The organism is Roseovarius sp. JB2-10 (assembly GCF_055693585.1).
Genome location: NZ_CM146337.1, coordinates 2,283,959 through 2,297,106, shown reverse-complemented (window position 1 = coordinate 2,297,106; position 13,148 = coordinate 2,283,959). Strand labels below are relative to the sequence as shown.

Genomic DNA, 13,148 nt, shown 5'->3' with positions numbered 1-13,148 from the left:
CCGAAGCAGATGAGATCAGAAACCGGCTTTGATTTGCTCGAAGAGCTCGTTCATGCGGGTTTCCCAATCCTGCGTCTGCGGCAGCTGGAAGTGACCAGCGCCGAGAACATCCGTCGGGTTCTTGCTCAATCCAAGGCCCGCGAGAGTTTCAGCGTCAAAACTATCGAAGGATTTCGCGTTGGAGTGACCGTAGCCATAATCATTGATCATGAATTTGCCGGTATCGACGCTCAGAAGCGAATTGATAACGTCATAAGCGCGGTCGACATTCGGTGCATCCTTGTGGACCATCACGCCGCAAACCCATGTCAACGCGCCCTCTTTGGGGTTCGCAAATTTGACGGGTACACCTTCGGATTTCAGCAAGGTGGCCGAGGCGTTCCAGGTCATCGCCGCAGCCATTTCACCGGAGGAAAGTGCCTGTTCAAGCGTTGTCGTATCGTCGGTGTAGACGCGGATCAACGGACGCTGCTCGCGCATGGCAGCCGCGATTTTTGTGAAGGCGTCTTCGGTCGCGATATCTTCCATCGCAACACCGGCCTTGATCGCACCGCACCACCATGCGTCTGCACCCGCCGCCAGTGAGCCAAGCCGCCCACCATAGCGTTTGTCCCAGAGCATGTCCCAGCTTTCCTCGCCTTCGAGCTCAAACAGGTCCGTCCGGTAGGTGATCGAGGTCTGGCCCCAGTCAAAGGGCACCATCCATACATTATCGCCTTCCGCGTCATTGCCGGGCAGTGCGACCAATTCAGGGATCACATCACCCCAATTGCCGAGGCGTGTTGTATCAATCGGCTGGAACAGGCCGGTCTGCACCCACCGCGGCATGCTGGCGTTGCAAGGATGCGATACATCCACAACAAACCCGCCGCGCATCTTGGTCAACGCTTCTTCCGAGCCGCCGAAAATGGCGAAGTTCGGAAGCTCGCCATGCTTTTCCTGGTACGCACCGAAAAGCTCCGGAATGTCGTATCCACCCCATGTGAAATACGTGGCCTGATCTTCAGGCGCGGCCATTGCGCCTCTGGTGCCGGCTGGCACGGTGGCCATCGCAACACCCGCCGCCATCAGCCCCTTGGTAAACGCGCGTCGGCTCAGCTTCCCTTCGCGAACAGCCCCTAGTTGGTCAAGTACATCCATGACAATCTGATCTCCCTTACGATGCAAATGCGGCGCCCCGGGACGTCGTTTGCATTCTTGTTTCTGATCCACCTCACCGCGTCGGACGCGCATTTGGCAGATTGACTTTTTATCATCTTGCGTTCATTCCACTGAATGACCATTCAATCATTCATTGGCCATTTAGCACGAGTCAAGGTTTTTGCCCGGATCGGGCTTGGCAGCCGCAAAAACGGATGAAAAACAGGCACAATGTGAATTTTTAGACAACGTGACCGGAAGGAAAAATCGAGATGAACGTGCCACACCGAATCATCCCTTTGACGCCGCCTACACCGCACGTATCCAATCGCCTATACCGGGCGGCTACCGATTTTGATGAGGCCCGGAAACGCATTTCAAGAACGTCGACCAAGGATCGCACTACCGCGGAGCGTGTGTCCAAAGCTATAAATCCGGAGGACATCACATGTCACAAAATATCGGACGCCGCGCCGTCTTGGCCGGTTTGAGCATGGCCAGCGCAACGCCTCTGTTTGCTCAGAATATCCCAAGTGATCCGGACGTTGTGATCATCGGCGCGGGGGCCGCAGGATTGCAGGCCGGCCGGACACTCCAACACAAGGGCGTGTCATTTGTGATCGTCGAGGCGGCGGACCGCGTGGGCGGGCGCGCCTATACTGAAAGCACGACGTTTGGTGCACCTGTGGATCACGGATGCTCGTGGATTTCAGGCTCGGACAACAACCCCTTCACGCGCATCGGCAACGAAGGTGGCTTCACGCTAGTCAATCACACCAGCGCCGACACCGATCTGTTTGATCTGGAGGGCAACCGAGCTGATGACGCGGAATGGGCCGCATATGATCGCGCCTGGGGCGCGATTGAACGCGCGCTCAACAGGGCGGGCAGCGCAGGCAAGGACGTGGCCGCATCAACAGTGGTGCCAGATATCCCCTACGGCGCCGCGATACAGTCCTGGTCCGGCGCCATGGATTACGGCGTCGACTTTGATCAGGTCTCCACCGCTGATTACTGGGACAGCGCATCAAGCCAACCCAGCTTCATCGTCAAGGAGGGCTTGGGCAGTATCGTCGCCACCCTTGCGGAAGGCCTGCCGATTTCATTGGGCACAACCGTCACCGGCATTGATTATTCCGGCCCCGGTGTTTCGGTCGAAACCAACACCGGGACGCTGCGCGCCAAAGCGTGCCTTTTGACCGTCTCAACCGGTGTGCTGAATGCCAACAAGATCAAATTCACACCCGCCCTGCCCGATTGGAAGCAGGAAGCTGCAGCAAATATTCCCATGGGGTTGTTGATGAAAGTGCCGCTCTTGTTTGACGGGGCACGCCTGGGTCTGGGCGAAAACAACTGGGTCACCTACCGCATCCCCGAAGATCAAGCTGGCCGGGCCTGTTACTTTGTCGCCTGGCCATGCGGGCACGATTACCTCTTTGGCAATATCGGCGGCAGGTTCGCTTGGGAGCTTTATGGTCAAGGTCAAGACGCGGTGGTCGATTATGCGCTCGAACAATTGGTGCGCAATGTGGGCAGCGACGCCCGCAAACACTTCGTCAAAGGGTTCGCCACGGATTGGGCTGATAATCCGCTCACGCTCGGGGCCTATGGCGCGGTCAAACCCGGCGCGCTTGGTGCACGTGAAAAGCTGGCGGAAACCCTGGATGAAAAGCTCTACTTCGCGGGTGAGGCAACCGGTGGTCCTGTGTCGGCATTGGTCAACGGCGCCTATTACAGCGGCCACGCAACGGCAAAAAAAATCGCAAAAGCCCTCGGTTAATCGCGCTGCCAAAAGGTAAAAACCGGATCATGCACCTGCCCAAACACAGCCGCATGCAACCGCCCCAAAGGCTGGGCACGGGTTTCAATTGCCTGCCACGCGACATCGGCCTGGTTCTTGTCGCGAAAATCAATCGTCGACATCAATTCATGTGGGCGGTCGGCATCCGTGTCGTATCCCGTATCAGAATGGCGATTGAAAAGCGGGCTGAAGGAAACCGCCAGATCCTGCGCAACAAGGTAGTTGCCAAAGACTGCCCATGCCGCATCAAACCGGGCGCGGTCCAAGCCGGGTTTGAGGCTAAACTGGTTAAGCAATTGGTATGGCAAGTGGCGCATCCTTATGTGGTCTTCCCCGCCAAGGCTTATGCGAAAACCCCGGCAAGACAAGCGAAATGGCGACACCCATGATCCCAAACGAACGTCCTGTCATTGCCAATTCCCTTTGGACCGCGACCGCCAATCGCGTGCCGGACTACGCGCCTTTGGCAGGGGCACAAACCGCGGATGTGGCCGTTATTGGCGGCGGTTTCACGGGCCTGTCTGCGGCGCTTCATCTGGCCGAGGCGGGGGTGAAAACCGTGCTGCTCGAAGCCGAACAACCCGGCTGGGGCGCGTCAGGTCGAAATGGCGGCCAGATCAATGTCGGTCTCTACGATGCCCCCAGTGTCATCCGGCAAAAATTCGGCGATGCACAAGGGCAACGGATGATCGACATGTCCGGGCGCGCGGGTGATCTGGTGTTCGAGTTGATCGAAAAGTATCAGATCGATTGCAATGCCCTGCGCCCGGGCTGGATACGCGCCGCGCATACCCCAAAGACGCTCGCGAAACTGCATGGCCTTGCGGCGGAATGGACGGACCTGGGTGCGCCTGTCGATGCGTTGGACCGGGGCGACATGATCCGGCTGACGGGCACTGATGCTTATCTGGGTGGGTTGATGGACTACCGTGGCGGCAACCTTCAGCCCTTGAACTATGCGCTTGGTCTGGCAGAGGCTGCGGCGCGTTTGGGCGCCATCCTGCACGGGCAGTCGCCGGTGACATCCATTGAACGCAACGCCAAAGGATATGTCCTGCATGCCACGGACGGGACGGTCACTGCGCCGCAGGTATTGATCTGTACCAACGCCTATTCCGGGGATCTTCAGAAACCCCTTTCGAAATCCGTCCTGCCAGTGCGGTCGGTTCAGGTCGCGACGGCGCCCTTATCCGACAACATCCGCGCGTCTATTTTGCCGGGACTTCATGCACTGTCAGATGCTCGCCGGTTGCTGCTCTATTTCAGGCTGGATGCGCAGGGCCGGTTTCTGATGGGAGGACGCGGCACCTACAATGACACGTCAACGCGCCGCCAGTTCGAACGGCTCAAACGGGTCAGTCGCGAGTTTTTCCCGCAATTGGCGGATGTGGATTGGGAATATGCCTGGGGCGGGTTTGTGGCCCTGACACGTGATCACTATGCGCATTTGCACGAAATCTCACCCGGGCTTAAGGCCGGGTTGGGTTACAATGGCCGCGGTGTTGCGATCGCCACGGCAATGGGCCGCGTGCTGTCGAAATGGGCCATGGGGGCCCATGCGGATGATCTTGATTTTCCGGTGACCGCCATCAAACCATTGCCCCTGTCCTTTGCACGCCAAACCATGGTCGAGGCGGAAATCCTGCGCCTTCGCATGCTCGACAAGCTTGGGTTATGAAACGCAACGCCCCAGAGGCCCGCGGGGAAGGATTGCCTGTTTGCACGTGTGACGCGGCATGGGTTCAACCGGTCAACACGTGTAGTTGAGGCCCAGACGACCACCATCGACATAGATCGTCTCACCGGTGATGTAGCTCGATTTTTTTGAACACAGGAAGGCCGCCACATCACCGATTTCACGCGCGGTTCCCGAGCGACCAAGAGGGGTGCGCGACATCGCCACACGAAATGCCTCGGGGTTGGCGTTCACACCTGCCATCATTTCGGTATCGATCGAACCCGGCCCGATGGCATTGACGCGGATGTTATGGGACGCCAGCGCCAGGGCTGCCGCCTTGGTCAACTGCATGACACCGCCTTTGGTCGCGCAGTAAATCGGAATGGCCGGGATCGCGACCTGGGCGTTGATCGAAGACATGTTGACAATCGCGCCTTCGATACCTTTTTCAACCATCGTTTTGGCCGCACGCTGCGTGGCCAGAAAAACCCCGCGCAGATTGACGTCAACCACCTTCTGGAACGCATCAACTTCGTAGCTCAGAAAATCACCGGGCTTTGCGATACCCGCATTGTTGACCAGCGCAGTCACCGGTCCGTAATCTGCCTCAATCGTGTCGAACATTGCGGCAATATCATCGACATGACCCATGTCGCAGATCAGGCCTGCGCCGCCGATCCCTTTTGCGGCCCCATGCACGGTTTCCTTAATGTCGGCCAGCACGACGAAAAACCCGTCTTCCGCCAGCGCTTCACCGCAGGCGAGACCGATGCCCTGCGCCCCGCCGGTTACCAATGCAATCGGTTTGTCTGACATGTTCAATTCCTCAGCTCTCAAAGCCATAAATTTCCTTGGCCTGTCGTTTCGTGATGAAGCCGTCTTCCAGATCTTGCCGGACTTTTTCGGGGTCACGCGCCTTGGGATCACCATAGCCCCCACCGCCCGGCAGGCTTAATCGCAGGCGCGATCCGTTCCCAACGTGTTGCCGACCCTTGCTGTTGAGCCTTGTGCCATCAGTCAACGCCACCACACCCGCAGCACCGTGCGCGCCGCCCTCGCGACCGCGTGCCGGGTTCTCGACCCGGTCAAACATAGCGTTGAACCAAAACTCATAACCCTCTCGCGCCTCAATCTCGATGACCTGCCCCAGACCACCGCGCAATGCTCCTGCCCCACCAGACCCTTCGCGCAGGTCTTTGCGCCAAACGGTGATTGGACCAACCTGTTCGGTTGCCTCGACGCTCATTGTTGATACGCCGGATGGAAACGCCGTGGCGGAGAGGCCATCCACACCGGGGCGCGCGCCGGTTCCGCCGGAATTGAACATCAATATCTCCCGGCTTGGCAGGTCACTATCGGGGTCAAGTGGACGGGCTGAAATCTGGATATTCCAGAGTGCGCTGGCCCCCTCAGCAGGCACAACACCCGGCATGGCCTGATGCAAAGCGCCCAGCACAACATCAGGCACCAGATGCCCCAACACGTGCCGGACTGACACAGGCGCCGGTCGTTTGGCCGCCAGAATGCATCCTTCGGGCGCGGTGATCACAAAGGGTTCAAGCGAGCCGGTGTTGTTGGGAACATCGGGGGCGATGGCGCATTTCAGGCCGTAGCAAGCATAGGCGCGGGTGTAGACTTCGGGCACATTGACACCGAAACGGCTCATGCCAGATGTGCCCGTGAAATCCGCCGTCAGGCTATCGCCGTCAACGCTGAGGGACACTTCCATATGAACCGGCGCATCGTACCCATCGACCTGCATCGTATGGCGATAGGTCCCCGAAGGCACGGTAGCGATGGCCGCATGCGTGGCTTTGCGTGAGCTTTCGATGATGAAATCCGACAGGCCATGCAGGTCATCGATGGAAAACTCATCCAGCATGGCGTGCAGTCGACGCTCTCCGGCCTCATTACACGCGGCTAGTGAATACATATCCCCCACGGTCTGATCCGGTGTGCGCACATTGGCGCGGATCATTTTCACCAAAAGGTCCGAGACCTGTCCGCGCTCGGCAAATTTGGTGATGGGGATCAACAGTCCCTCTTCAAAAACCTCATTGCCATCGGGTCCAAAACCACGCCCGCCGATGTCAACAACATGGGCGGTGCAGGCGAAGTAACCGATATGGTTGGTCTTGCGGAACACCGGCGTCACAACGGTGATGTCATGCAAATGACCCGTCCCCAACCAAGGATCATTGGTGATAAACACATCCCCTTCGAACGTGTTTTGCGCACCGATTTCCCGGGCAAAATGGGTGACACTCTCGGCCATGGCGTTGACATGACCAGGCGTGCCCGTCACCGCTTGGGCCATCATCCGGCCCTGTTGATCAAAAAGCCCGGCTGACAGATCACCCGCCTCACGCACCGACGTGGAAAACGCCGTGCGGATCAGGGTTGTGGCCTGCTCTTCAACCACGGCAATGAGGCGGTTCCACATGATCTGGTAGTCGATTGCGGTAGGGGTCATGCGACCTCTCCCTTGCGCAGCAACAACAGGTTTCCGTCGGATTGACCGATGGCGCGGAACCCGGATGTCACGATTGTCGATGTTTCGCGTTCTATGATGACGGCGGGCCCGTCGATGATTGCGCCCGCGGTCATGGCATGCCGGTCGATCTCCGGGGCTGAGACGCTGTGGCGCAGTGCAGCGTCGTAAAAATCCCGCTTGCCAATTGCAGGCACAGGTGTTGATCCCGCGCTTGGTGTCACAGGGCGCGCCTCCGGCAAAACGGTTGCAACAACCAAAGACCAGTTGGTGATCTCTACGGCCAGACCTTCGATGGTGCGGCCAAAGAGCGTGCGGTAGACCGCTTCAAAGGCGGTCTGGATCTCGGTCTGGTCGGCTGCGGCAAAATCCCGGTACGGCAGGAGAACCGGGATTTCCCATCCCTGCCCCGCGTAACGCATGAAGGCGGTCAGCCGCGTGGTGGTTGGTGCCCCTTTTGCACCGGCATCGACAAACGCCCGCGCCTCAATTTCGAGGTCGCGCAGGGCGTCGTTGACCGCGCCTGGATCAAACGCTGCGAGGCGCTGGAACAGCCCGCGACTGGCCGCGTAGCTGAACGGCGCTTTGAGAAACCCGATGGCCGATCCAACCCCGGCTCCCGGCGGCACCAAGAGTGCCTTTATGTTGAGTTTTTCGCACAGCCGGCATGCATGAAGCGGCGCGCCACCGCCAAAAGCGATCATGGTGAAATGCTCGATATCCCGGCCATTTTCGACCGTGTGCACGCGCGCGGCATTGGCCATGTTTTCATCCACCATTTCGGTGATGCCGAACCCCGCATCCTGCACGGACATATCCGGCAGGTTCTGCTGTGCGGCCTCGCGCGAATTCGCAAGGGATAGGGGGATTTCACCGCCAGCGAAATTATCCGGATCCAACCGGCCCAGCAACAGGTTGGCATCCGTAACCGTGGGTTCGGTGCCGCCGCGTTGGTAACATGCCGGGCCGGGTTCGGATCCTGCGGACCGCGGCCCCACCTGGATGCGCCCCATGCTGTCAATCGATGCGATAGACCCGCCCCCGGCACCGATTTCGACCATCTCCACCACTGGCGTTGAGACGGTCATGCCCGAGCCTTTTTTGAACCGGTACGTGCGCGCCACTTCGAATGTGTTTGCCGTTTTCGGCGCGCCATCTTCGATCAGGCAGATTTTGGCCGTGGTGCCCCCCATGTCAAAGGACAGTACCTTGTCCAACCCGTGGGAGCGCGCGACATCTGCGGCAAAGATTGCCCCACCCGCTGGACCGGATTCCAGCAATCGCACCGGCTGCTCCGACGCGGTCTCGACCGAAATCAGCCCGCCCCCGGAATGCAGCATGAAAACCGGCGCGGTGATCCCGGTATCGCGCAAACGGGAAACCATCCTGCCCAGGTAATCCGCCACCTTCGGCTGCACATAGGCGTTGGCTATCACGGTGTTGAACCGTGGCAATTCGCGCATCTGGGGCGAGATCACTGATGAGATCGAGATCGACAGATCAGGCGCCGCTTTGCGCAATGCGTCCGCCATCATCTTTTCATGCGTGTCGTTGGCATAGGCATGCATAAACCCGATGGCGACGGCGTCGAATGCGCCCGCCAGAACGGTCTGAACCAGCCTGTCGATATCGTTTGCTTCGAGCGGCAGGAGGACATCGCCATTGGCCGCAACACGTTCATGCGCAGTAAACCGATGCGCGCGCGGCACCAGCGGCTTTGGCAATTCGAGGTTCAGATCGTATTGTTCAAACCGGTTTTCCGACCGCATTTCAATGACGTCTCGAAATCCTTCTGTGGTCACGAAAGCGGTCTTGGCTCCGCGCCGTTCGATCAATGCATTTGTCACAAGAGTCGTGCCGTGGATCACCTGCCCGATGTCTTGCAAGGGGACACCCGCATCATCGGCGGCCATTGCGATCCCGTCCAGAATCGCCTGTTCCGGTTGGCTGTAATTTGTGAGCACTTTGCTGGTCGATAAACCGCCGGGGTGGCTGAGGACGACATCCGTAAAGGTACCGCCAATATCCACGCCAACACGGATCGAAGGAAGGGTCATGGTCAGAGGCTTTTCATGAATTGTTTACATGTGAACGCGGCCTGATAGCACCGCGACAGAAGCGGCGCAGACATGATCGGCTTTGGTTCCGTTATCGGAAGTGGCAATTCGTTTGGCGCCATGCCCGTCAACAAATCCGCCATGGCCCGGCCGAACACCGTCCCGGTCGTGATGCCGCGTCCATTATAGCCGATGGGCGTATAGAGACCTTCGGCCAGATTATAGATGCGTGGTAAATGGTCCGGCGTCATTGCAATTTGCCCATGCCACGCCTCCTCGAATGCGACCTCCCCAAGCGACGGGAACATGTGTTTCAGCCGTTTGCGGGCCCATCGGTGCGACAGCCCGGCATCCGCCTTTCCGATAACCTTGCCCATGGAGCCGATCAGCAAGCGGTCAAACGCATCCCGCCGCAGTGAGAACATGACCTGACCCGTATCCCAAAGGCCTTGTCGTTCGGGCAAAACCTTTTCGATGTCGGCCCCAAGCGGCTGCGTCGCCATTTGGAAGTAATGGATCATGGTGAAATTGCGCTTCAACGACGGCCAGAGGTCATCGGTGTATGCGTTTGTTCCCAGGACAACGTATTTGGCATCGACCACGCCTTTATCGGTTTCAACCCGCCAACGATCGTTGTTCCGCGTCAAACGGGTCACGCGGACACCGGTGCTGATCGTGGCGCCCGCTGCGCGCGCGGCACGTGCCAATCCACGGCAATAGCCCATTGGATTTATCGTCCCTGCGCGGTGGTCCAACAAAGCGCCATAGAATGCATCAGACCCAATTTTTTCTGCCGCCTCTTCCCTGTTCAACAAATCCACCGGCGCGCCCAGGCGTTGCCACTCGTCATAGCGGTCCTGCAGGTTGCGAAAGCCGCTTGGTGCATGGGCAGCATGCAAGGTCCCGGTCTTGGTGACCTCACAGCGAATCTGGTGTTTTTCGATCAGAGAAAAGACGTATTCTGGCGCGTCGCCAAATATCCGCACGAAACGCGGTCCGATCTCTTCACCCAACACCTCTCGCACTTTGCGCGGCGGCAGCCACAGGGCGGCGTTTACCAGCCCGACGTTTCGGCCGGAGCCGCCAAAACCGATCTGCTTGGCCTCCAGAACATGCGCATTCAGGCCCTTTTGCGCACAATGCAGCGCCGTCGACAAACCCGTGAAACCACCGCCTACAATTGCGACATCCGCGACCGCATCGCCCTCGAACTCGGCCTCATACGGCTCTTCCACTGCCGAGGCATCCCAAAGCGAAATCGGTGTTTTTGTTGCCATTAATCCGGGTGCTTTCGGCGTTCAAATCGTGGTAGAAAACTCGCGACAAATGTTGCTCCAAACCAAATACAGTGTCAATATATGACATGTTTGTTCCACATATCAGCACAACTTGGATAACCGTATGAAAAAGCTCAACAAGTCTGCAGCCGAGATGGTGGCGGATGCACGGTCCGGAATCGAAGAGATCGACACAAAAGACCTGATCGCGATGCTAGACAATCCTGACGTCGTTGTCGTCGACATAAGAGACATTCGTGAACGACAACGTGGCGGATACATTCCTGGAAGCTTTCACGCCCCCAGAGGTATGATCGAATTCTGGGTTGATCCAGACAGCCCCTATTTCAAGGACGTGTTTGACCAGGACGGGAAAAAATACGTGTTTCATTGCGCGTCAGGCTGGCGCTCAGCGTTGACCGTCAAAACCTTGAACGAGATGGGGTTCGAAGCAGCTCATCTCAAGGACGGGTTCTCAACCTGGGAAAAACAGGGCGGCCCGGTTGAGCGGCCTGATTAAAGGTTGTTCCGGTCAGAGCCGCGCCAGTTTTCTAGAAACGCTCTGCGCTGCTGACTGAACCGCATGTCCGATTTTTTCCTCCCCGATATCCTCAAGGTGGATCTTGGGGAGTGATACGCCCAATGATCCGATCGCCTCACCATCCGGCAGCACGATGGCACTGCCAAAACTGACAACCTGTTCGCGGAATTCTCCGCGGTCATAGGCGTAGCCACGCTTGCGCGTCAGCGCGATATCGGCATCCAGCGCCTCCAACGACGTCAGTGTGTGGTCCGTATATTCCTGCAGGTGCCCGGCAATCTTGTCGCGCAGCATTTCGTAATTTGCCGCCAGAATGGATTTACCTGTGCCCACACAATGCAATGGCGCGCTGCCGCCAACCGGGTTCCACGACCGTATGGGTTTCTGGCTTTCGATCTTGTCGATGTAAATGACTGACAGGTTTTCGAGCACGGCCAGATAGATCGTCTCACCGGTCTCCTGCGCCAGAATATTCATCTCGGGTGCCGCCAGCCCGCGCAGGTTCAAGGTTTCCACCGACGCCCGCCCGATTTGCCAGGTTTTGAGTGTTGCCGCGTAGGTCTTGTCCTCACCATGCTTCACATAGCCAAGCGTTGTGAGGGTTTGAAGAAGACGAAACGTGTTGGACTTGGTCAGGCCCAATTCCCTGGAAAGCTCCGTGACACCTTTGGCGGTCTGCGCCTTTGCCAGATGCTCCAGAATGGCCAATCCCTTGGACAAGGTCGAGATCGACCTTTGGGGCAGGTTTGTCTTCGGCTTTCATGCCTTTGGTTTAAAGGAACTCCGTTTCGTTGGCCAGACAACGGCCCGATACCGGGCGGCCTGCTGTTTCTGGGAGATTTGTGTCCCGATTGCGCGAGAATACGTCGCGCTGACGGTCAGCTTGGTTGAGTTTTGCGGGATGGCGCATCGTTTCCAAATATTGACACATGCATCGGAGGTGTCATCCTCTGAACGAACTCACGAAAAGGACATATAGTGACGGGACATTCGTTTTCGCCTGACGATCATCTGGTACAGGCCGGTCGTCCCCCACGTGCGGAGGGACGTCATGTCAACATGCCCCTCGAATTGGGCTCGACCATGGTGTTTGACACGATGGCCGCATTTGAGGCCGCGCGCGACGACCGGTACGAAAGCGGCACGCTTTATTACGGCCGGTACGGCAATGCGGCCGTCTACCAGTTGGAACGCATGCTCGCTGAAATGGAAGGCGCTGATGGCGTAACGCTCACCTCATCCGGCGTTGCCGCGATCACCATGCCGTTGATGGCCTGCACCACACCCGGAAGCCATGTTCTTGTGGCAGACAACGTCTATGGGAATACCCGCGCCTTTTGTGACGGATTGCTGACGCAGCAGGGTGTCGAGGTGGAGTATTTCGATTCCATGCTCGGTGGCGCTGTCGCGGATTTGATCCGGGAAAACACGGCCGCTCTTATGTTCGAATCCCCCGGCTCTGGCACATTTGAAGTTCCTGATATCCCCGCCATTGCCGCCGCGGCCCGAGCGCGCGGTGTCACCAGCATCATCGATAACACCTGGGCGTCACCGCTGCTGGTGCAACCGCTCAATCTGGGCGTCGATTTTGTTGTCTATTCCGGTTCAAAATACCTGTGCGGCCATTCGGACGGCATGATTGGCGTCATCGCGGCGCGGGGTCCGCATGTGGCACGCATCCGCAAGGTCGTGATGGGCATCGGTGACAAGACCGGCGGTCAGGAAGTGTTTCTGGCGCTGCGTGGATTGCGTACGTTGAAAATGCGTATGGAACACGTGGAGAAAGCCGGACTGGACATGGCGCATTGGTTCGACACGCTTCCGCAGGTCAAAACAGTTCTGCACCCTGCCCTGCCCGGATGTCCGGGCCATACCCATTGGAAACGAGATTATAGCGGTGCGTCCGGCCTCTTTAGCGTGGTGTTTCACCCCTGCTACGACAGTCAAATACACCAGTTCGTCGATGCGCTGCAGCACTTTGGCATTGGCGTTAGCTGGGGTGGGTTTGAAAGCCTTGTACTGCCGGTTAAACCCGTGAGAACCGCCACCCATTGGGACGAACCGGGCCAGCTTGTCCGGTTCAGCATTGGTTTTGAAAACCCCAACAGCCTCAAGGCGGATATCACGGCCGCTCTTGGGCATCTCAACACCGCTTAGGAGACA

General features: G+C 58.1%; 11 protein-coding genes. 4 read left to right on the top strand and 7 right to left on the bottom strand.

Annotation, left to right across the window (positions count from 1 at the left end):
- Nucleotides 1–15: 15 nt before the first annotated feature.
- The gene (locus tag ACZ1HJ_RS11520; RefSeq protein ID WP_472718808.1) at nucleotides 16–1,140 is read right to left on the bottom strand and encodes an ABC transporter substrate-binding protein; all 1,125 of its coding nucleotides are present in this window, start codon (nucleotides 1,138–1,140) and stop codon (nucleotides 16–18) included.
- Nucleotides 1,141–1,588: 448 nt separating this feature from the next.
- Here ACZ1HJ_RS11520 and ACZ1HJ_RS11515 point away from each other — a divergent pair, with 448 nt between their 5' ends.
- A complete protein-coding gene (locus ACZ1HJ_RS11515) occupies nucleotides 1,589–2,920 on the top strand; it encodes a flavin monoamine oxidase family protein (protein WP_472718807.1) in 1,332 nt (443 codons plus the stop codon).
- Here ACZ1HJ_RS11515 and ACZ1HJ_RS11510 read toward each other — a convergent pair.
- Nucleotides 2,917–3,249, bottom strand: a complete 333-nt coding sequence (locus ACZ1HJ_RS11510) for a hypothetical protein (protein WP_472718806.1) — start codon at nucleotides 3,247–3,249, stop codon at nucleotides 2,917–2,919. The genes ACZ1HJ_RS11515 and ACZ1HJ_RS11510 overlap by 4 nt on opposite strands.
- Before the next feature lie 65 nt (nucleotides 3,250–3,314).
- On the opposite strand from ACZ1HJ_RS11510, the gene ACZ1HJ_RS11505 reads away from it, so the two are divergent.
- Complete coding sequence (locus tag ACZ1HJ_RS11505) at nucleotides 3,315–4,619, top strand: NAD(P)/FAD-dependent oxidoreductase (RefSeq protein ID WP_472718805.1); 1,305 nt, start codon at nucleotides 3,315–3,317, stop codon at nucleotides 4,617–4,619.
- A gap of 72 nt (nucleotides 4,620–4,691) precedes the next feature.
- On the opposite strand, the gene ACZ1HJ_RS11500 is transcribed toward ACZ1HJ_RS11505, so the two are convergent.
- Genes ACZ1HJ_RS11500 through ACZ1HJ_RS11485 form a run of 4 tightly spaced genes read right to left on the bottom strand, consistent with a single transcriptional unit; the run spans nucleotide 4,692 to nucleotide 10,444 of the window.
- Nucleotides 4,692–5,435, bottom strand: coding sequence for an SDR family NAD(P)-dependent oxidoreductase (locus tag ACZ1HJ_RS11500; protein WP_472718804.1), 744 nt, complete (start codon nucleotides 5,433–5,435; stop codon nucleotides 4,692–4,694).
- A 10-nt stretch (nucleotides 5,436–5,445) separates the two neighbouring features.
- Complete coding sequence (locus tag ACZ1HJ_RS11495) at nucleotides 5,446–7,092, bottom strand: hydantoinase B/oxoprolinase family protein (RefSeq protein WP_472718803.1); 1,647 nt, start codon at nucleotides 7,090–7,092, stop codon at nucleotides 5,446–5,448.
- A complete protein-coding gene (locus ACZ1HJ_RS11490) occupies nucleotides 7,089–9,167 on the bottom strand; it encodes a hydantoinase/oxoprolinase family protein (protein WP_472718802.1) in 2,079 nt (692 codons plus the stop codon). The genes ACZ1HJ_RS11495 and ACZ1HJ_RS11490 overlap by 4 nt, the downstream gene beginning before the upstream one ends.
- Before the next feature lie 2 nt (nucleotides 9,168–9,169).
- Nucleotides 9,170–10,444, bottom strand: coding sequence for an NAD(P)/FAD-dependent oxidoreductase (locus ACZ1HJ_RS11485; protein ID WP_472718801.1), 1,275 nt, complete (start codon nucleotides 10,442–10,444; stop codon nucleotides 9,170–9,172).
- A gap of 124 nt (nucleotides 10,445–10,568) precedes the next feature.
- Between ACZ1HJ_RS11485 and ACZ1HJ_RS11480 the strand changes: the two genes are divergently transcribed.
- Nucleotides 10,569–10,964, top strand: a complete 396-nt coding sequence (locus tag ACZ1HJ_RS11480) for a rhodanese-like domain-containing protein (RefSeq protein WP_472718800.1) — start codon at nucleotides 10,569–10,571, stop codon at nucleotides 10,962–10,964.
- Nucleotides 10,965–10,976: 12 nt separating this feature from the next.
- Here the strand turns inward: ACZ1HJ_RS11480 and ACZ1HJ_RS11475 are convergent, their stop codons facing one another.
- Nucleotides 10,977–11,705 carry an IclR family transcriptional regulator gene (locus ACZ1HJ_RS11475; RefSeq protein WP_472718799.1) on the bottom strand — a complete coding sequence of 243 codons (729 nt, stop codon included), beginning with the start codon at nucleotides 11,703–11,705 and terminating at the stop codon, nucleotides 10,977–10,979.
- A gap of 258 nt (nucleotides 11,706–11,963) precedes the next feature.
- On the opposite strand from ACZ1HJ_RS11475, the gene metC reads away from it, so the two are divergent.
- Complete coding sequence (gene metC / locus ACZ1HJ_RS11470) at nucleotides 11,964–13,142, top strand: cystathionine beta-lyase (protein WP_472718798.1); 1,179 nt, start codon at nucleotides 11,964–11,966, stop codon at nucleotides 13,140–13,142.
- Nucleotides 13,143–13,148: the final 6 nt, after the last annotated feature.